13 protein-coding genes are annotated in these 20,609 nt (G+C 39.1%); 2 read left to right on the top strand and 11 right to left on the bottom strand.

Translation table 11 applies throughout. The annotated features are described in order from the left end of the window. Nucleotides 1-4: 4 nt before the first annotated feature. Nucleotides 5-616: an N-acetyltransferase gene (locus BCL90_RS01490; RefSeq protein WP_208529826.1), complete on the bottom strand. Its 612-nt coding sequence runs from the start codon at nucleotides 614-616 to the stop codon at nucleotides 5-7. 282 nt (nucleotides 617-898) lie between these two features. On the opposite strand from BCL90_RS01490, the gene BCL90_RS01485 reads away from it, so the two are divergent. Then, nucleotides 899-2,236, top strand: a complete 1,338-nt coding sequence (locus BCL90_RS01485) for a sigma-54-dependent transcriptional regulator (protein ID WP_121282192.1) — start codon at nucleotides 899-901, stop codon at nucleotides 2,234-2,236. Nucleotides 2,237-2,424: 188 nt separating this feature from the next. On the opposite strand, the gene BCL90_RS01480 is transcribed toward BCL90_RS01485, so the two are convergent. Then, complete coding sequence (locus BCL90_RS01480; RefSeq protein ID WP_121283414.1) at nucleotides 2,425-2,877, bottom strand: substrate-binding domain-containing protein; 453 nt, start codon at nucleotides 2,875-2,877, stop codon at nucleotides 2,425-2,427. Nucleotides 2,878-2,923: 46 nt separating this feature from the next. Here BCL90_RS01480 and BCL90_RS01475 point away from each other — a divergent pair, with 46 nt between their 5' ends. Then, the gene (locus BCL90_RS01475) at nucleotides 2,924-4,558 is read left to right on the top strand and encodes an ABC transporter substrate-binding protein (RefSeq protein WP_121282191.1); all 1,635 of its coding nucleotides are present in this window, start codon (nucleotides 2,924-2,926) and stop codon (nucleotides 4,556-4,558) included. Between the two features lie 1,006 nt (nucleotides 4,559-5,564). On the opposite strand, the gene BCL90_RS01465 is transcribed toward BCL90_RS01475, so the two are convergent. The 9 genes from BCL90_RS01465 to BCL90_RS01425 all read right to left on the bottom strand — a co-directional run bounded on the left by BCL90_RS01465 (nucleotide 5,565) and on the right by BCL90_RS01425 (nucleotide 20,395). Beyond that, a complete protein-coding gene (locus BCL90_RS01465) occupies nucleotides 5,565-7,649 on the bottom strand; it encodes a S9 family peptidase (protein WP_121282189.1) in 2,085 nt (694 codons plus the stop codon). An 82-nt stretch (nucleotides 7,650-7,731) separates the two neighbouring features. Next, nucleotides 7,732-9,168: a SusD/RagB family nutrient-binding outer membrane lipoprotein gene (locus BCL90_RS01460; protein WP_121282188.1), complete on the bottom strand. Its 1,437-nt coding sequence runs from the start codon at nucleotides 9,166-9,168 to the stop codon at nucleotides 7,732-7,734. 11 nt (nucleotides 9,169-9,179) lie between these two features. Further along, nucleotides 9,180-12,311, bottom strand: coding sequence for a SusC/RagA family TonB-linked outer membrane protein (locus BCL90_RS01455; RefSeq protein ID WP_121282187.1), 3,132 nt, complete (start codon nucleotides 12,309-12,311; stop codon nucleotides 9,180-9,182). Nucleotides 12,312-12,630: 319 nt separating this feature from the next. Further along, entirely contained in the window at nucleotides 12,631-15,069 is a 2,439-nt protein-coding gene (locus tag BCL90_RS01450) for a TonB-dependent receptor domain-containing protein (RefSeq protein WP_121282186.1), read from the bottom strand. Between the two features lie 240 nt (nucleotides 15,070-15,309). Beyond that, nucleotides 15,310-15,636: a class I SAM-dependent methyltransferase gene (locus tag BCL90_RS01445; protein WP_244095026.1), complete on the bottom strand. Its 327-nt coding sequence runs from the start codon at nucleotides 15,634-15,636 to the stop codon at nucleotides 15,310-15,312. Nucleotides 15,637-16,258: 622 nt separating this feature from the next. Then, a complete protein-coding gene (locus tag BCL90_RS01440) occupies nucleotides 16,259-16,987 on the bottom strand; it encodes an acyl-CoA desaturase (RefSeq protein ID WP_121282185.1) in 729 nt (242 codons plus the stop codon). 240 nt (nucleotides 16,988-17,227) lie between these two features. Beyond that, nucleotides 17,228-17,725, bottom strand: a complete 498-nt coding sequence (locus tag BCL90_RS01435) for a cupin domain-containing protein (RefSeq protein ID WP_025142534.1) — start codon at nucleotides 17,723-17,725, stop codon at nucleotides 17,228-17,230. Nucleotides 17,726-18,411: 686 nt separating this feature from the next. Further along, nucleotides 18,412-19,968, bottom strand: coding sequence for a RagB/SusD family nutrient uptake outer membrane protein (locus BCL90_RS01430; RefSeq protein WP_121282184.1), 1,557 nt, complete (start codon nucleotides 19,966-19,968; stop codon nucleotides 18,412-18,414). A gap of 25 nt (nucleotides 19,969-19,993) precedes the next feature. After that, a complete protein-coding gene (locus tag BCL90_RS01425; RefSeq protein WP_121282183.1) occupies nucleotides 19,994-20,395 on the bottom strand; it encodes a hypothetical protein in 402 nt (133 codons plus the stop codon). Nucleotides 20,396-20,609 lie beyond the last annotated feature (214 nt).

The following is a 20,609-nucleotide window of genomic DNA, read 5'->3' as shown; positions in this document are numbered from 1 at the left end:
TGTATTAAATGCTTTTAAGGCTGTGGTTTTGTTTCAATTGCAGGGTATTTTCGGCACTTGCGATAATCTGATCGATGTATTCGGGACTGAACAGCATGGCTGTGCATAAACAGTTACTTCTATTTTTGCTTTCGAGGATAGCATAGTTCACACAGCTTTTGCAACCTTCCCAGAAGGCAGTATCCTGGGTAATCTGTGCGAAGGTTACAGGCTCGAAGCCCAGTTGACTATTCATTTTCATAATTGCTGCGCCAGAGGTAATACTGAATATTTTGGCTTCTGGATACAAACGACGGGAGAGGCTGAAAATCCGGTTTTTAATACTTTTGGCAACCCCTGAGTTTCTGAATTTAGGAGCAACAATTAATCCTGAGTTGGAGATGAAGGTATTTTTTTGCCAGCTTTCAAAATAAGAAAAACCAACCCATTCGCCACCGGCAGTTACTGCGATAACGGCTTTCCCGGCATTAATTTTTTCGACAACGCAAGCCGGCGTTCTTTTCGCAATGCCAGAACCTCTTAACAATGCTGAGTTTTGTGTTTCTGCTACAATTTCATCTGCATATTTTGCATCTGCGCTGGTTGCAACCCTGACAAAAATTATTGAATTGTTCATTTTAATAAAATTTCATATCTGCCAATCATCAAAAGCGGTACCCGGGCGGAGAACAGAAAAATAAAACACTGATTATCAATGTAAAAATTTAAATAAACAGATCACATTTCGGTAAGCATGAACAAAATCCTACCATTTTGAAAAGCTTTTTACCATATTGAAAAGTTATTCTTTATCTCAGATTGATTGGTTGACTTCCGAACTAAGACTAAAGAGTCCAATTAATACAATTGTTAATTATTCGGTATATTTATTGTTAATATTGCAGCATAAAATTAACCTATGAATGGGATGGTCCTCATCATTGATGATGAAAAGAAAATTTGCAGTTTACTTTCCAGGATTATAGAGCTCGAAGGTTTTAAAACCTTACAGGCTAATACCGGAAAAGAAGGACTGAAGCTTTTAAAAAGTAATGATGTTAGTATTGTCATCAGTGATGTAAAGCTTCCCGATGTTAACGGTGTTGCGCTGGTTAAAGATATCAAAGCCATAAAACCCTACGTAGAGATTATTAACCTTACTGCTTATGGTACCATTGCCGATGGTGTTCTGGCGATTAAAAATGGAGCATTTGATTATCTCGTAAAAGGCGACGATAACGAGAAAATTATTCCACTTTTATATAAAGCGATGGATAAATCAAATCTCCAGCGCAGGGTTTCCGATCTCGAAAACAAAATCACCAGGAAACATAGCTTTGATACGATTATCGGTCAATCTAAAACGTTAAAGGAAGCCATTGATCTGGCAAAAAAAGTAAGTACAACCGATACGACCGTTTTATTGCTTGGTGAAACCGGAACAGGAAAAGAAGTTTTTGCACAATCAATCCATTACGAAAGCCCAAGGGCCGCAAAACCATTTGTTGCCTTAAATTGCAGCGGTTTTAGTCCGGATTTATTGGAAAGCGAATTATTCGGATATAAAGCCGGGGCTTTCACAGGTGCCAATAAAGACAAAAAAGGATTGTTGGAAGAAGCGAATGGTGGTACTTTGCTGCTGGATGAAATCGGCGAGATGAACCTCGATTTACAGGCAAAATTGTTGCGTGTTCTGGAAAGTCAGACTTTTATCAAAGTAGGCGATACCCAAACACAACAGGTAAATGTTCGGATTTTAGCAGCTACCAATAAAGATTTAAAAGCTGATGCACTATCGGGAAAATTCCGGTCTGATCTCTACTACCGGCTTTCAGTTTTCACCATCACCTTGCCTCCACTACATGAGCGTAAGGCCGACATCCCTGCACTGGCAACATATTACCTGAAAGAATTTGCCAATAAGGTAAATCGATCGGCACCAAAAATGGATGATAAAATCTTATCCATATTGAGCGGACACAGTTGGAAAGGAAATATTCGTGAGTTAAAAAACGTAATCGAGCGTTTGGTTATTTTATCAGATGGCGATGTGTTAAGTACTGCAGCTCTCCCACCCGAATTCTTTGAGTTTACACCAATAGAGAATGATTATAACCTGCAACAAATAGAAAAACAGCACATTCAAAAGGTTCTTATCCACACTAAAGGAAACAAAACTGAAACTTCAAGGTTATTGGGAATCGGATTAACTACACTTTACCGAAAAATAGAGGAATACCAGATAAGAGAGGTTTGAAGGATGGAAGGTTGAGGGGGCGGAAGGTTTTGGATGCATAATCTGGCCAGGCAATACTCGTACTGTCAGATATTCTCATCTAATAGATACTATATTTAGCCGATAAGTGTTGAAAGGCTTAAAGTTGGAATGGTGTAAGTTGCAATTTTCGTCTCACATCTCAGATCTAACGTCTCAGATCTCACATCCTAAGCGCCAAACCTGATCCACCTGTCGCCTTCATGGCCGAAAATAAAGGAACCAGGATGCAACATTTCAGCAATATCTTCTATCAGGGAAACGGCATTTTCGGCATTTCTCTCGCGTTCTACATCATCGTTTAACAGAATGATCCGGTTGTTTTTTACGGCTGGCCAATCGGTATCCAATACCGAAGGTACTTCCCGCATTAAATCGGTAAGCGTTTTGCCTGGCTGATAATAAATAATAAAAACAGCACTTAAAATATCGGTTTCTAACATGCCTCCTGCTAATGCAATTTCTTCTGACAACAGATAGCCTGGATAATTACTGGTATCTATACAGGCTACAGGCATTTTATCCATAAATTTAATCTTGTGTTCCACTAAATCTAAACGTTCCTGCAATTCTTCCTGTTTAGCTTCATCGAGGCCAATAAATAAATCGTTTAAAAAAGACATCTGCATTAAATTTATTAATTTGTGCAAAAATAACATTCCTGATCGCATGAGAGGCTCATTTAAGTATATATTTTGGTTTTTTTGTGTAATCTTATTCTTTTCATGTAAGGAGAATGCTGATCATCATGACAAAAAAGTATTCAACATCAACCTCGATCAGGGTTTAACCTCTATTGATCCGGCTTTTGCACGCAACCAGAATGCCATCTGGATGACGAACCAGATTTTTAATGGTTTGGTACAGATCGATTCATCCTTGCAAACCCTTCCCTGCATAGCTAAAAGCTGGCAGGTTTCAGAAGATGCACTTACCTATACTTTTAACCTGCGCAGCGATGTTTACTTTCATGACGATCCTATTTTTAAAAACGGAAAAGGCCGAAAAGTAAGTGCAAGCGACTTTGCATACAGTTTTTACCGGTTAATTGATCCAAAAGTGGCCTCATCGGGTGGGTGGATTTTTAGCGATAAGGTAAAAGATAAAAGCAATTTTATTGCGCTGAACGATTCTACTTTCCAGATTAAACTGGTACGCCCTTTCCCACCCTTTATGAGTTTGCTGACCACCCAATATTGTTCTGTTGTACCTAAAGAAATTGTAGAACACTATGGTAAAGATTTTAGAAGTCATCCAATTGGTACCGGCCCTTTCAGATTTAAATACTGGAAAGAAGGCGAAATATTAGTGCTTTTAAAAAACGAACATTATTTTGAAAAAGATGAAAAGGGAAAGGTATTACCCTATCTTGATGCGTTGAAAGCCAGTTTCATTACCGATAAACAAAGTGGGTTTATGAGTTTCCTGAAAAAGGACCTGGATTTTTACTATAACGTAGACGGCAGTTACCGCGATGATATCCTGACCAAAGGCGGGAAAATGACCTCGAAATACAAAGGAAAATTTACATTAACCAAAAGCCCGTACCTATGTACTGAGTATGTTGGTATTTTGGTTGATACCAATCTTTCGATTGTGAAGAATTCGCCATTGCGCTTAAAAAAAATCAGACAGGCCATCAATTATGCCATAGACCGTGACCGATTGATTAAATACCTAAGAAATGGGATTGGTGTTGCGGCAACATCTGGTTTTATCCCTAAAGGTATGCCTGGTTTTGATAGCCTGGCTGTTCGAGGATATGCCTATAACTCAAAACTTGCTGCCAAACTTTTAGCGGAAGCTGGTTTCCCGGAAGGAAAAGGCATGGGAGAAGTCACCTTAAACACCACTACAACTTATAAAGATCTGATCGAATTTATTCAGGGGCAGCTTACCGCAGTAGGTATTAAAGCTAAAATAGATGTAAGTCCAAGTGCCAGTCTCAGGGATTTAATGTCTAAAAACAGTGTAAACTTTTTCCGTGGTTCCTGGCTGGCCGATTATGGCGATGGAGAGAATTTCCTTTCCATGTTCTACTCAAAAAACAAAGTTCCCTATGGACCAAATTACACCGCTTTTTACAATAAAGAATTCGATCAGTTGTTCGAAAAAAGCTATTACGAAGCCGATAACGAAAAAAGGTTTGAGCTGTACCGTAAAATGGATCAGATCGTAATGGATTATGCTCCTGTTGTTCCGCTTTTCTACGACCAATCTATAGTGATGCTCCAAAATAATATTAGCGGGTATTCCTTCAATCCGCTAAGCCTGATGATTTTGAAGAGGATTAAAAAGAAATAGACATGAAAGCATGTATCCATTCGTTGGCTAGCAGAGCTTAAAGCCAGCTTATAGACTTAATCTTAAAATAATAATTTAAAAAAAATTAACTCCAATTGAGAGTCTGTTTAAATTTTTATAACAAATATAAATGGCCTTTTGCTCTCACAAAGAGGGATAATTATTTCATAAAATCAATATAAAAGATAGATCTTTTTGGCAAAATGGTTGGCTGCGCGAGATCGTCATTCCCAACTTGATTGGGAACCACGGAGTGCTAATGAATGCCGTTGAATAAAGGAAAACTTATGAATAATCGTAATGCAAGCGCTTTAAGATTCCCGCCTGCGCCTATCGTGTGGACACATCTTTTGATTTTGGTTTTTTATACGTTTTGCAAGCTTGCTTTAATAAATTACAGTTTTTACCGAAGAACGCCGTCAATCCCAAGGGCCAGAGAAATCAAAAAAACAGTTGTAGGACAGAACAAATAGTACTGCCAAACCTAAACGCAGTGGTTTTGTGTTCTTAAACGATAATTTAATTTTAAAGAAATATTGAACACAAAACGAAGTACCACTGTTTTTTTGATGTGTGTAGGGCTGTGCAAAAGGCCCATTGCTGGATTGACAAAGCGCTTTGGGTACTTTGGCGCTCCAAAGTACCATGCCCTCGCGGCATAGAGCGGAAAAGACAATGTTTATGTATTAACTTGAGTTCGATTAATAATGTGGCTTTTAAGAACTATTCTTTAGGTATTTTAGTATTAGTGTCATCACCCTGATCTCGATAGCTATCGGATTCATTCCAGGGTCTTAATAGCAGGAAAGATGCTGAAATAAATTCAGCATGACGACCGACTTAATGAATGTGTACAGGCTCTAATATTATCTGGTGTCATGATAAATGCTGACCACGATTAGCTATTAGGCCTTTAAAACAATAAAAACTGCTAATAAAATAAATCCGATAACTATCGGATCAGCATGACGATCGCGTCAAGCAAGAAAAAAAGCAACAGTAAAATCTATTTCTTATCCATTAACTTCCTTTTAAGAAAATCGGCAGTTGCCTCACTCACCTTTAAACCGTTAGAAAACTTCATCCAGTGGTGAGTATCATCCGGAATAACCAAAAATTCGAACGTGATTTTTTTATCTTCAAACCTTTTGGCCAAATCTACACTCTGATTAAAAGCCACATTGCGGTCGTCATCGGCATGGATAATCAATGTTGGCGATGTCCAGGTGTTAATGTAACTCACCGGAGATGATGATGTGGCTACCCTTGCGGCTAGTGCAGCATCTGGGGCAGGCTCCTTTCCTTCGGCTCCGGGATTGCTAAACCTATAATTTACGCCATGGATATCTACGCCTGCTGCAAACAACTTAGAATCTTTTCCAAGCGCGAGCGCAGTTAAGTAGCCACCATACGAACCTCCATAAATGCCAATTTTATTTTTATTGATGTTTTTCTGATTTGCTAACCATTCGCCTGCTGCCTTTATATCCTGATATTCTGCTGCTCCCTGTGCCCCTGCATGTAATGGTTTATGAAAATCAAAACCATAGCCAATGCCCAAACGATAATTTACAGATAAAACCGTAAAACCCATATTCACCAGGTACTGGTTTAAAGCATAATCAATGGAATAATAATCCATCGGGTTCCAGCCCAAAAACATTTGCCGTTGAGGGCCACCATGAACATATACGATTGCTGGCTTATCTTTAGCTGCTTTTTTGGGAGAAAACAATTGTCCGTATACAATATTACCATCGGCTGCCTTGAAATTTACGTGCTTTGGAATTACCATTTCTTTGATGGGGAAATCGTTAGGAACAAGTGATTCGCCGATGAGTTTAACTGCCTTTTCATCATTTAACACAGCTGGTAAAAGCGGCCGTTCTGCTGTAGAACTTAGACAGAAAAAAGTACGGTTATCTCCCGAAATTACCGGATAGGCTTCAATACCTTTGCCAAAACTCAATGCCTCCATGTTTGCCTTATTTATTGCTACTTTATAAATATGCCTTCTGTCTAAATCATCGGTTTCTTTACCTGTGTTTGCTGCAAAAACCAATGTTTTTTTATCGTTGCTCAGTTTAACATTTTCAACCACGAAATTACCTGGGGTAAGCAATAAACGGCCTGATCCATCAGGATTAACGGAATACAAGTGCGGCCAGCCATCTTCGTATGAAGTGAATATTATCTTACCGTCGGCCCATTGCAAATTGGTACCACCATCAATTGAAGGATAAGAACCCCTGATTGTTTCGGGAGCTTTCCAAATCTGTTTTCCTTCTCCGGTATTTACGTTAACTGTCCATATAGCCCAGGGTTGATGTTTTCGCGTTAAAATCGAATCCGTTTCAATACCCATTCCTGCCGTGCGGATAAAAGCAATCGCATGGCCATCTGGTGACCAGACTGGTGCGTTATCTTTTGAAAAAGATGGTAACAGCCACTGTATCGAAGTTTGCTGATCGGTATAAATTCCTATAAAAGAATGATCGGTCCGGTTGGATACAAAGACAATCTTCTTCCCATCCGGCGACCATCTGTAACCTATGTTAATGCCTTTTGCATAAAACAGATTTTTTGCCGGAAACGATCCATCAATCGGGGCAACCATCACCTGACCGGCTTTGCTAAACAACACCTGTTCGCTGTTTGGTGAAATAACGGGGTTATCACCTTCACCTATTGCAATAACTTTTCCACCACCAAAAGGCACTGCAAACACCTGTATTTTTGGTGCAATTGGAGATGAATTTGCGTTAACCGGTCCGCCATCTCTGCCACCGTGATCGCCGCCACGTACAAATACAATCCATTTACCATTTGCAGAAATAGATAAACTGGATAATTCCTGCCCGTCATCATCATCATAACCGGTATTTTTTATTGCTTTATAATCTGGCGCTTCAGCAGTATAAATATTTCTTTTTCCTTGTTCGTTTGCGGCCCAGGCTATTTTAGCGCCAACAGGCGAGGCTACCAGTTGTGTAGGAAAAGGATAACTTAAAACTGATTTCAGTGTAAAGTTTTGCGCAAAAATTTTAGCGGCAGATATTAGCAGGAGCAGGATAAGCAGCGATTTTTTCATTACTTAATATTGAGCAGATAAATTAAAAAAAGCCCTAACCGATGTGCAGTTAGGACTCTGATTATTGTTTTTTATAAGCATGTTACTGATCCCACCACAGTTTGGTTGTTCTTTCCACATCTGCAGGAACATTTGTCCCGTTTTTACTGCGTTCACCCTGAGGATAATCCAAACGGCGGATAAAATCGGTTAAGACAGCATTTACAGGAAGCGTGAAATCTTTATATTTATAATCATATCTGCGCGCATCATTCCAGGCTTCAGGATTTAAATAGGTTGCGATATATTTTTCTTTAAAAATCAAGTCTTTTGTTAAGGCCGCGGCACCAACATTAACTACCGGATTGGCCAGATAAGCATCTCTTGCAGTAGTCGAAACCGTTAATTTATCCATATTGGCGCTAATACCAGCCAGATAAGCGGCGTAGGCTTTCGTTTTATCGGTATCGAAATAAGCTTCAGCTTCGATAAATTTCAGTTCAGCATAAGTAACGATAAGTATTGGAGCAGTATTGCTGGTCCATGGAGAGTTACTTGAGATATAAGATTCATCTTTTGTGGTGTTTGCACCAGGCAACCGGTTACCTGCCCCATTTACAGTTCCGATGTAAGTGTTATTCACCGTTTTGTCGGTAATTTTTTCTAAACGTGGATCTTCTGCACCTGGAAAAGTTGTACCTTTTAGCGCATCAATAAATTGCTCAGAAAGCCATCCACCCAGCGACTGCTGCGAATTGGATAGTGCCACATTCGCCCACGGATTACGCTCCTTAAAAGTAGCCATGCCGGCATCGTCTGCATTTGTGGTAAAGGAATTACTCAGCGCTGCCAATACTGCTGTGGGATTATAAGAACTGGTTTTACTTATTTTGTTCAATAATCTGGCTTTTAAAGCATAAGCCATTTTTAACCAGTTTGCCCTTTCGGTGGCAGGAGTTTTTCCATAAATTAAATCGCTTGTAGGGGCCAGTTTAACTGTTGCATTGGTTTTGGCAAGTTCAGCAATGGCTTCATCCAATAGTACGATGGCTTGGTTATATACCTCCTGTTGTTTGTCGTATTTTGGCTTAAGGTTGTTGATATCAAAAGCTTGCGAAAACGGCGCGTCTCCCCATAAATCATTTACCAGGGTAAGGTTATAGGCAATAATCACATCTGCCACACCTTTATATTCGCTTGAGCCTTGAACAACTGCTAGTTTTTTCATTTCGTTAGCATCGGCCATGGCAAAATAAAGTGCATCCCAGGTAGTGCTAAAATCAATGGCCTGATAGGTATCACCAGCGGCGTTAGCTGAAGGACTGGCGGTATATTGCACATATGGAGCAACAATACTTCCGATAAGGTAATTGTTATTTCCGATTTTGTAAGTTGATGTAGCCAACAATGCATTGAGTGTTGGCACGGGAACCTGATTCGGATTATCAGACAATTTATCTAAATAATCGTCTTTACAACTCTGCAAACCTAGTGTTGCAATTAAAGCTGCGCACCATGTATATTTTATAATTTTTTGCATCGTAATTCTATTTAAAAACCAACATTAAGAGTAAACATAATTGTACGGGCAGATGGATAGGTAAATCCGGCAGAGCCGTCATTATTACTACCCGAATCGAAAGAACTCGATTCCGGATCTACACCATAATATTTCGTCCACAACCATAAATTATTTCCGGTAACGGACAGTGAAGCATTTTTGATTGATTTAGCCGGCAACCAGTTCTCAGGTAAATTATACGTTAAACTTGCAGAACGTAAACGTACCCATGAGGCATCGCTTACAAAAGGTTCAGAAACGTTCCGGTAATAGATGCGGTAATAACCTTCTCCATAATTAACACCATCTACGGTATTCTGTCCCAGCCATACCGGTTTGGTGTTTGGTGTTCCATTGGCTAATACACCATCAAATACCTTATACGACCTTCTGTCAGCAGTATAATCAGGCAATCCGAAGGCCGAATAAAAATCTTCTAACCAGTTGTATTTCTCAAATCCTAAACGCGCATCAAACAATACATTTAAACTGAAATTTTTGTATTTGAAAGTATTGCCCATACCGATGATATAGTTTGGCTGCGAATTACCCAGTAATTTTTGCTTGCCACCTGAAATGCTCGGGAATCCGTTTGCTCCAATCAGTAAAGGAAGATTTTTATCCAGTACAATCGGATCTTCCGGCGTACTGCCATAATAACGGTTAAAATAACTACCATAAATATTGCCATAAGGCTGTCCTTGGATCAGTTTCATCGTTACTCCGGCATTGCCATAACCTCTGGCGGCACCGTAAACAATTTCCGATATGCCATTAGGCATACTCAGTACCATGTTTCTGTTGGCCGAAAAATTAACATTTACATCCCACCTGAAATCTTTTGATACAATTGGTTTACCGTTTAATACCAACTCAACTCCCCTGTTCCTGATATCGCCGGCATTGATTGATTTGGTTACATAACCTACTGCCGAAGATACCTGCGTTTGGATGATCTGATCTTTGCTTAATGAATAATAGTATGTAAAATCAAAACCTAAACGGTTTTTAAAGAACGACATCTCTAAACCAGCCTCGTAGGTATTGGTAAACTCAGGACGAAGACCGGGATTGCCAAGATTTGGCGCAATGGTTAAACCACCTGTTCCGGTTGGCAACTGGGTATAAGGCGAGTATCCGGTAAATGTAGAATACTCGGATGCATCCTTTCCTATCCTTGCATAAGACAAACGCAACTTGGCCTGATTAATGACAGTTGGTAACTTAAACTGATCGGAAAATACATAACTTAAACTTGCTGAAGGATAGAAAAATGATCTGCTCGCTTTTGGCAACGTAGAAGTGATGTCATTTCTCCCGGTTATGGTTAAGAAAAGGTAATTTTTGTAATCAAAAGTCGCTTCCCCAAAATAACCGATGAGTCTTTTTTGTCTCAGGTTTTGTGTTGGGGTAAGTACACCAGCATTTGCTAAATTAAAGAAATTGTACACACCAAGAATACTGCCCAAAGTACCAATTTCTTTCGATTTGCGGTCGTAAAGCTCTTGTCCAAGCCTTAAAGTCCCGGTAATATCATCTGTTAGTTTAGAAGTAAGTGTGGCAACAAAAGTGCTGTTAATGGTTCTAAACTTAGTATTGTATTCTCCATAAAAACCCTGGGCATTATCATACATGGCTTCAGTAGCATACATTGGTCCGCGGGCAGTGCGCACACGGTTATCATTATACGTATCTACCCCTAAACGGTAAGAAAAATTAAGCCATTTGGCAGGATCATAACTCAGGCTTGCTCCACCAATAAACCGGTTAACATCGCCTTTAAGCCTGTTGTTTGCTGTACCCCAGATTGGATTATTGGTTCCGAAGTATTTTTGCGAACCGTCTGCATTCTGATAATCTGCTACATCATAACGCGGCGACCAATAAGCCAAACTTTCGCCAAAACGGTCTGCACTGTAAGTATACCCTCCAGAATTGGTGAAATTCATATTTACAGCGGCCTTAAATTTTGGACTGATGGTAAAGTCTGTATTTAAACGTCCAGAGAAGTTTTTATTATCGGTATTTGGCATCATCCCTTTTTGGTACAACTGTGAAATGGAAGAGAAAAATTTAATTGCTTCACTTCCTCCGGCAACCGAAATTGAATTTTTAACCTGCTGACCTGTACCAAAAGCACGGTCGTAGTTATTGAACAATTGATCAGGGTGGGTTGGATCGATCAGTTTTGCTTCGGCAATGGTTGGGCCCCATGCAGGTCCAATTCCGCCTGGAGGGTTGGTATAAGCGCCCAGCACGCCCTGGGTATATTCTGTTTGTACATCCGGCGATTTCAATACTTCATCAAAACCATAACTACTGTTGAAGTTGACGCTTACCCCATTCTGCTTGCCTCTTTTAGTAGTAATTACCACAACGCCATTTGCACCTCTTAATCCATAAAGCGCGGTAGCAGCACCTCCTTTTAAAATATTGATGGTTTCAATATCCTCCGGATTAATATCTGAAGCCCTATTGGTTACCCCTCTCGAACCATAAGCGGTTCCATCAGGATTAGCCCCAACAGTAGAGGTAGAGTTATCAATCTGCACTCCATCTATTACATATAAAGGATCGCCGGAAATGTTAGGATCAATAGAGTTAACTCCCCTGATCCGGATACTTGCTCCCTGACCGGGACCACCGCCCGTACTTGAAATTGTAGCACCTGCAATTTTACCTTGTAATGCATTGAGCAAGTTAGGCTGGTGATTATAATTCAGGTCTTCAGATTTTACAGATTGCGCTGCATAACCTAAAGATTTAGCCTGTCGGGTAATCCCTAATGCAGTTGAAATGTTTACTTCCTGCAGTTCCTGTGCATCAGAAGCCAGCCCTACATTAACTGTGGTTTTACTGCCAACCGTAATTTCCTGTGTTTTATAGCCAATAAGGCTGATGACCAGTACAGCATTAGTTGATGGCACCTGAATGGTAAAGCTCCCATTCGAATCGGTAGAAGTACCGGTTGTACTGCCTTTGATTTTTACACTTGCTCCGGGTAATGGACCTCCATCATCAACAGCGGTTATTTTTCCTGTTATGGTTTTTACCTGTGCCATTGTGGATAGGCCTGTCAGTAAAGTAAAAAGAAAAAAAAGTGAGGTAAAGATTTTTCTCATATCACAATTGTTTAGTTTAGGAAATTTTAGTTATATGCAATATAACATTTTTAACACCAAGAACACGCACAAAACATGACCAATACGACTGTATTTCGTGCAAAATTTTACACAAACAGCCTTCAACCTGCAAAATAGCGCAAAAAACATCAACAAAAAACGCATAAACTACCTCACAAGCTTAATTATCCAGAAATATTATTATTTAAAAATTGGTTAGCGCAGTTTTAATGCTTCTAAGAAAGGGAATAGGGACATAAAAGAAAAAAGCCCTTCCGAAAGAAATCGGAAAGGCTTAAACTGTATATTAAATTGGGTTTTACTGCTGAACGCCACCGCCCATTCCACCTCCTTGTTGCTGATCTTGCTTCACATCGTCGTTTTTGATTTTTTTCTTCTCTGTAAATTTAAGTTTACCAAAAGTGTAACTAAAGTTTATTGTGTAGTTACGCAATGGGTAATAAATATTTTGACTTTGATAAATTGTACCTCTTTGATTAACAGCATTATTAACAGTTTTGATGTGAAGGTCTTTTGTAAAAGGATTTAAAACCCCTAATCCAATACTTCCTTTTTTCTTAAGTATTTCTTTTTTGAATGAGCCACCATAGATATAAAATGGGTCTGTAACACCTTGGTAGGTACGTCTTTTAGAAGTTATTACGTTAAACAACTCAAAGTTATAACCTTTACCAAACCCATATGCTGAGCGTACGAACCAGTTGAAGTTAAAGAAAGTACCCGTATTAACATTGGTTTCGTTATTAGTTACAGAATAGGTGTTTCCTGAAAAGTTGGTCATTAAAGTCCATTTTGGCTTAAGATTGTACGATGCAAAAACATTAAATCCATAAACGGGAGCAGTACCAACATTTATGTAAGAAGTTAACGTCTTGTTTACACCATTTTCGGTAATTGGTGAAATCGAATTCTCAATTACGCCGACTGTGCGACGGTAAAAAATTGAGGCATTAATTATCGACCCTTTGATAAAAGTATTATATCCTAACTCTAAATTATCACTCAGCTCAGGGTTTAATTGTGGATTACCTTGCATAATATTAAACTGGTCGCTTTCGTTACGGAAAGGATTTAAATAAGATTGCGACGGTCTTTGTACGCGACGGTTGTAGCTTAGTTTTATCGTAGCACCACCTTTTAAATTTTGCGAAATAATTGCACTTGGAAATAAGTTCAAATAATCATTTTTCTGAATACCACTGCTTTGTGTATTAAAATCTATCCGGGTATACTCAGCTCTAACTCCACCTTTAAATTTTAATTTTTTAGTTAAATCAAAACTGATTACGCCGTAAGCTGCACCCACATTTTGGTTATATTCAAAATCTTGAGCAGTATTATCAAACTGACTTTGTATATCGCGTAAAATTGCTTTGGCACCAACTTCTAAAGTTGTTTTCTTGTTAAACGGGTAAGTATAATCTGTTTGAAAGGTATATTCATTATTTTTACCGTTATTATTACTTATCGTTTGCAAACCCGATGGGAATGCAGCCGAAGTAAGCAAATTACTGAAACTTGTCGGTGTTCTGCCACTAGATAATTGTGCCGATACAGAGAATTCTTCTCCTTCTTTTTTACTGGTTTTACGGTAATCAACATTCCAGTCTAAATTCCTGAAAGTCATATCCATATCTCCAATATTAGATGCTGCCACATTATTAATTATATAATTTGTTTCACTTGGGCCTCCGTTAGAAAAACTATTAAACTTTGCGGTCGTACTAATATTGTTATAAGCATTAAAATCGTAATCCAAACCTACACTACCATTATATCCGTTACGGCTCCATTTAGAAAATCCACTTTGCGAAATATTATTTGTTGTACCATCCAGGTAAGTTGTATTGGTGATAAATTCAGTTTGTGATTTTTGAGCATAAGCTAAATTTGTACCCAAACTTGTATTCACACTCAGGCGGCCTGTTTTTGCCGTTAAATTAAAAGAACCATTATTCTGGCGAGTTCCTGCTGCAGCATTAACTGAACCACTCACTCCCTGAGCATTTGATTTTTTGGTGATGATGTTAATAATACCTCCTGACCCTTCCGCATCATATTTTGCAGAGGGACTGGTAATAACTTCAACTGTTTTAATTTGCTCTGCCGGAATCATCTTTAATGCATCAGCAACACTACTGGCCATTGTTCCTGAAGGTTTACCATTAATTAAAACACGAACAGCACCGCCACGAAGTTGAATATTTCCTGTAGGGTCAACTGAAAGCATTGGTACTTTACGCATTACATCAGTAGCGTCGCCGCCGGCATTTGTTCCATCAGCCTCTGCGTTATACACCATCCTGTCAATTTTATTTTCGATAATGGCTTTCGTTCCCTGAACCTGAACATCGGCCAGTGTATTTTCGCTTGATGAAATATAAATTGTACCCATATTATTATCGGGTTTTGATGGCGTGGTGGTAACCAAAACAGATTTTGTTTTGTAGCCCATAAAACCAATCATCAATTTGTATGAATTAGGGGAAACGTTCTGTAAACTTAGTTTTCCCTTTTCGTCGGTTACGCCACCATTTACAGATTTGTTGTCTTTTACATTAATTAAAGACACCGTTGCGTAATCAATTGGCTTTTTAGTTAATGAATCTAGTATAGTGGCAGTAATACGTCCGGTAACGGCAGATTTTTTTGGCCCTCCACCAAATCCGCCGGGAAACTGGGCATGTGCATTAAAAAATATTCCAAGGATAAAGGTTAATAGTAAAAGTTTTTTCATTTTAAGAGTAGGTCTTTTGTAATTAGTCTACGTAAGTTGCATTTTGTTACAATAATACGCTATACTTTTTACACCAACTCTATTCATTATCCGGCAAACACTATACTTTTACCGGTAAAAGGAATTATAGATGACAGAGAATATAAACAGTTCACTGGTTAATTGTCTAAATCGGTTAACTATTGGAAATGGATAATGGAAATTTTACCCATCATCCACCTCATCTTTACATTACACGTTTTACCTCGAAATATTATTTGGTCTTGAATAAACCATTTGCATCACATTAATATTCCGCATGGCAAAAGCTGCTTCGCAATAGTTCAGGTAATAATTCCACTTGCGGATAAAGGTCTCATCAAAGCCGAGGGCTTTTACTTTATTCAGGTTTTTATTGAATGCGATAAACCATAAATGAAGTGTACGGGCATAATCCAAACCCATATCTTTTAAATCCACCATGGTTAAATCGCCGGTTTCATTTATTGCTTTGTTTATTGCGGCTACCGAAGGTAAAAGCGAGCCTGGAAAAATATGCTTCTGAATCCATTCTACACCGTTTCTCAATTTATCATATATACGGTAAGATAGGCAAAAAGGATTTGATCAGGAGCATGGTCATTTCGATCTGATAGCTATCGGATGAAGTTTAGCGAATATTTAAATGAATAGATTTCTCCGCTGCGGTCGAAATGACGGAATGAGTATATACTTCGTGTTTCCGTGGCAAAAAAACTATTTGTTCAGGCTAAATGAAAAGCATTAAATGATGGGACCATGGGCGGGATTTCGGGAAACGAATGCGTTTTTATCTGAAAAGCAGGGTCCTGTTTTTATCGGTTACGATAGCCCTGCCATTCGCTTCAATCTTTTTGAGGTACTGTTATGCTGAGACTCAGGTACCCGTTTCATAGGCTGCAGATGCTTCGTACCTCAGCATGACAGTATAGGTAAGGTACTGCGAACAAAAAGGATTTTCGCTGCTGTCAGGTTTAGTTAACACAAAACAGTGCAGAAAAGGAAATCTATTAAATCTGCATTAATCCGTTGCAAAAAACCTATTTGTGCAGGCTAATAAAAAGCATTAAATGATGGTCTGTGGAGACACAGACCATGGGCAGGACGGGAGAAATCGACGCGAGAACCCGAATTCTTACTGCTTTGGTCTTTAGTCTTTGGCCTTAAAACTTTAAACTTTTCTAATTTTAATAATCTTCATCCAGTGCAATACTTTCATTACCGGATAGGTTGGATCAAATTCCCACCATTTGGTAGCAAAGTTAGGACTATTTGGTTTTTTATGGTGGTTGTTCTGAAAAAGCTCACCCATCAACAAAAAATCCCAGGGTAAAGAGTTTTTGCTATGGTCATCATTATCATGGTTAGAATAACCATATTTATGACCACACCAGTTTACAATTGCTCCATGTAGCGGTCCCATTAAAAAGTGGATCGGCAATAAGATAAACAGCCACCAGTGGTTGGCAAAAGCAATATAAAAACCAATATAAAACAGCCCACATGCAATTCTCCATCCCCATGAATTTCCAATCTTATCAACAACCGGCCATTCGGGATAATTCCCCTGGAAAGCTGGTTCCGGCTGTATTTTATATTGCAGATAATTCATATACATGTTCTTCGTTGCAATCATCATCCCGAAAACATCCTTAAAAAAATGTGGCGAATGTGGATCTTTCTCCGTATCACTATAGGCATGGTGCATCCGGTGCAGGATGGCATAAGCCCTGGGGTTTAAAAATGATGAACCTTGCGAAATCAGCAATATCAGGTAGAAAAACCGCTCCCAAAAAAGCTCCATTTTAAACATCTTGTGAGAAGAGTAACGGTGAAGGAAAAAGGTTTGGCTAAACAGGGATAAAAACCAATGGCAAAGAAAAAAAATAAGGATGATCATGTATAGGGTGTATGCTTTATAAACGTAGCTTGAGGGCGTTTAGTTTTAATTGTGTAGAAAAACGCTTTAAATTAAGCGTTTAGATAAAAGAATAATTTGTACCACAAATATAAATTGTTATCCTGAGCTTGTCGAAAGACCTCTTTAAATACGTTTTAAGGTATTTCGACAAGTTCAACATGACAGCGTTTGAGTTGAAATTGTCTTTATGGTACAAGCTCTTCTTTTTTAAATTATTTATTATCTACCGAAATCGTCTTGAACACGTACGATATCGCTTTCATCTGATGGGTTTGAAGCATCGGTATGTTGCCATATTTCTGCAACAACACCCCAGTCTTCTAAACCGATTAAACGGTGGCGTTCGCCTTGTTGTAATTTAATCTGGTCTTTTGGTGCGTATTTTTTCACTTCACCTTCCTCGTCAGTTTGGCTGGTTTTGATACCAACGGTACCGGTAACCACTTGCCAGATTTCAGCTCTGCGGTGGTGATATTGCCACGAAAGACGTGTATTTGGTGCAACGATTAAAATTTTAGGACTTAATTTACCGCCAATTTTAAGGTCTTCAACATTTAATCCATCAAAATAGGTATCGGCAAATTGTTGCGCCTGCGCTTCATCTATTACAAAGAAACCACCCCAGGGACGGGTTTCATCGCGGTTTACTACATTAAAACCTTCAATTTTTAAACGTTGCGCTACGCTTTCGAATATTTCTTTTTTGTCGTTTGTCATTGATAAAATATTAGCTTTTCTAATGATTGTTGAGGTTCACAGAGATTCATTAATCTCCTGTGTGGTTCAATAATTTGCCGCAAAAATAAGCCTAATAAATTAAAAAAGCCCTTTTGCACGTTATTTTTTTAATGCAATTTACGAATCGCCTTAAAACACATACATACCTTGCTTAAAGGCGGTAAAATTCTTGATTATTATAGACTGAAAAATATTGGAGTGATGGTTACCGCGCATTGAACAAATCTTTCTTATGGATATTGTCAATGGCAGGGTTAATTTATTTCACAAAAATCAATATGAATGAAAGGAGATTTTAAGCCGATAAAAGTCCTCGAAATATCGTCATCTCGACCGCAGTGGAGAGATCTTTTAAAACAGTTCAAAGATTTCTCCATTCCACTACATTCCATTCGATAGCAATCGGATGCGAATCCAATTCTTCATTGGATGAAGCAATCTTTATACGGTCGCTATAACCCATAGTTGTAAGATTGCTTCGTCGTTCCTCCTCGCAATGACGGCCTCTCTCGCTTAAGATCCGGTTTATTTCGTGGCTTTCACTGCGCTACAGATCAGGTGTCGACAATGAAAAAACGGGTATCCAAATATTGAACACCCGTTTTTGTTAAAAATTATTGATGGTCGGTGTGACAGCAACCATTAGAACAATAAAATACTGTTGTTTAATAACCTGGATTTGGAATCAGTTTAGGATTGTTTTTGATTTCAGGAGTAGGAATCGGGAACAATAAATGTTTGGTTTGCAAAGGCTGGTTTACACTTTTATTAATGTGGCCAACAAAATTATCAAAGCTGTTAGTGGTTTCGTTGTACACTTTACGCAAGCGGACCATATCAAACCAGGTAACACCTTCGTAACACAGCTCGTGCCAGCGCTCCCTCCAAACGGCTTCTTCAAACTGTGTCTGGTTCAAACCTGCAAGATCAGCCAGTTGTGCTCTTTTTCGTACTGCATTCACCGCAGCATAGGCAGCAACATTCGGACTACCATCTGCCCTGTTTTGTGCTTCAGCATAAATTAACAAGGTTTCGGCATAACGAATCTGTGGAATATTCAGATCGCTCCTGCTGTTTCCCTCTACGCCTAGTGTTCCGTTTGCAATCAGATCAAAGTGTTTAAAAATATAAGGTTTACCGCGGTTAACCAGCGGCATTTTAAATCCATCGGTATAATAGTCGGTAAAGAAATAACCTTCTCTGTTTTTAGCCCTTAAATCTCCTGCCTCATACGAGCTATAAAAACTGGCCGTTGGAATAGCCGTTCCAATCCCGTCAATTTTAGAAACCAATGGCTGGTGCAAAGGTAAATAAGATGACTGCAGGGGGTTACCAGCTCCGGCAGCATCATTGTACTGGATCCCGAATAAATGCTCCACTTTATTGTCATTCTTCGCATCATGCAGGGCTCCATAATCAGTAAACAAACCAAGTGATGACGGATTACCGGTTGAATAATCGATTACCTCTTTAGCCTTATCTGCAGCTAATTTATAATAAGCAGTTCCTTTGTTAAGGGGTTGCCCGGCCATGGTTAAATATACTTTTGCCAGTTCTGATTTAATTGCTGCTGTAGAAACACGTCCACTGGCATCCATAAAAGGCAAACCGGCCGCTTCTGCAGCCACCAGATCGTCAACAATGAGCTTGTAAACCTGTTCCTGTGGTGTACGGGAAGGAGAAAAATTAGGGTCGTTAGGGCTGGTAATCGGTTTAGTGATTAAAGGCACATCGCCCCATAAACGTACCAGGTAAAAATAGGCCCAGGCCCTGATGAAAGCAGGCTCTCCCAAAATCCTTTTTTTCTGTGCATTGTCCATTGGGTTAATGCCCGGAACTTTATCCAAAACCAGGTTGGCTTGTGCAATTACTTTATAAAATCCATTCCAGTTCTGGTTAACATGCAGGTTTGTACCATCATAAATGAGTGAATATAAATTGTTCAGATCGGAGTTTTGTGCGGTTCCGGTAGATTGTATGCCGGTTGGCGCATCAAACATCTGCCAGTTGTTGGAATAAATACCAGCCCCGTTTCCAATAAACCTGATCTCTGCATAAACCGCAGCAATACCCGCTTCAGCGTGTTCTGGTAAAGTATAAAAATTACCGGGCGAAAGATTGGTTGGATCTGTTTCATCTAAAAACTTCTTACATCCTGAGTTCCCTATTATAGCGACGCTGAGCAACAACAAAGCAGCGATATTTTTTATGTTTATTTTCATGTTGATATCCTTTCTTTAGTTAATGTTATAATCCAATGTTTAGTCCTACCATGAAAGTAGTTGGCTTTGGATAATCGAAAAATGTCTGACCTTGTGCAAATGCATTTCCATAAGTAGTTACCTCAGGGTCGTTACCGGTATACCTGGTTGCCAGGAAGAAATTCTGAACAGAAGCATAAACACGAAGCCTGTTTAAGCGTAATTTTTCGACAAGTGTCTTATCAAAAGTATAACCCAGCAAAAGGTTTTTTCCACGGATGAAAGAACCGTCTTCTAACCAGTGGGTATCTACATTGGTTACATACCCAGCAGATTGATCCCTGATTGCAGCAATCGGGGTGTTTTGATTCTGAGGAGTCCAGGCATTTAATACGCTGGCAAAGCTATTGGCCTGCACCTGCCTGTCTTCACCCGAGTGATGGGTCATATTCAACACATCATTGCCATAAGAGTATTGAAGTTCTACAATCAGTTCTAAGTTTTAAAGGAAGGAAATCAGGCTTCTGATAGGCAACATTGATCAGTATTACTGCCATCAATATTATTAGCGGGCTATTGGTATATAAATGAGAAAGCCCCATATTTCTATGAGGCTAATTATTTTGTTTTATTCGCATCCACCAATAAAACTAAACCAAACA

The sequence above is a fragment of the Pedobacter alluvionis genome, assembly GCF_003664035.1.
In the GTDB taxonomy this organism is placed as follows: domain Bacteria; phylum Bacteroidota; class Bacteroidia; order Sphingobacteriales; family Sphingobacteriaceae; genus Pedobacter; species Pedobacter alluvionis.
This window is presented reverse-complemented; position numbering and strand designations above follow the sequence as displayed.

What these genes read in the sequence shown, in the direction of transcription:
- BCL90_RS01490 (WP_208529826.1), bottom strand. Translation starts at nt 616, where the DNA reads ATGAACAATTCAATAATTTTTGTCAGGGTTGCAACCAGCGCAGATGCA.
- BCL90_RS01485 (WP_121282192.1), top strand. Translation starts at nt 899, where the DNA reads ATGAATGGGATGGTCCTCATCATTGATGATGAAAAGAAAATTTGCAGT.
- BCL90_RS01480 (WP_121283414.1), bottom strand. Translation starts at nt 2,877, where the DNA reads ATGTCTTTTTTAAACGATTTATTTATTGGCCTCGATGAAGCTAAACAG.
- BCL90_RS01475 (WP_121282191.1), top strand. Translation starts at nt 2,924, where the DNA reads ATGAGAGGCTCATTTAAGTATATATTTTGGTTTTTTTGTGTAATCTTA.
- BCL90_RS01465 (WP_121282189.1), bottom strand. Translation starts at nt 7,649, where the DNA reads ATGAAAAAATCGCTGCTTATCCTGCTCCTGCTAATATCTGCCGCTAAA.
- BCL90_RS01460 (WP_121282188.1), bottom strand. Translation starts at nt 9,168, where the DNA reads ATGCAAAAAATTATAAAATATACATGGTGCGCAGCTTTAATTGCAACA.
- BCL90_RS01455 (WP_121282187.1), bottom strand. Translation starts at nt 12,311, where the DNA reads ATGAGAAAAATCTTTACCTCACTTTTTTTTCTTTTTACTTTACTGACA.
- BCL90_RS01450 (WP_121282186.1), bottom strand. Translation starts at nt 15,069, where the DNA reads ATGAAAAAACTTTTACTATTAACCTTTATCCTTGGAATATTTTTTAAT.
- BCL90_RS01440 (WP_121282185.1), bottom strand. Translation starts at nt 16,987, where the DNA reads ATGATCATCCTTATTTTTTTTCTTTGCCATTGGTTTTTATCCCTGTTT.
- BCL90_RS01435 (WP_025142534.1), bottom strand. Translation starts at nt 17,725, where the DNA reads ATGACAAACGACAAAAAAGAAATATTCGAAAGCGTAGCGCAACGTTTA.
- BCL90_RS01430 (WP_121282184.1), bottom strand. Translation starts at nt 19,968, where the DNA reads ATGAAAATAAACATAAAAAATATCGCTGCTTTGTTGTTGCTCAGCGTC.
- BCL90_RS01425 (WP_121282183.1), bottom strand. Translation starts at nt 20,395, where the DNA reads ATGACCCATCACTCGGGTGAAGACAGGCAGGTGCAGGCCAATAGCTTT.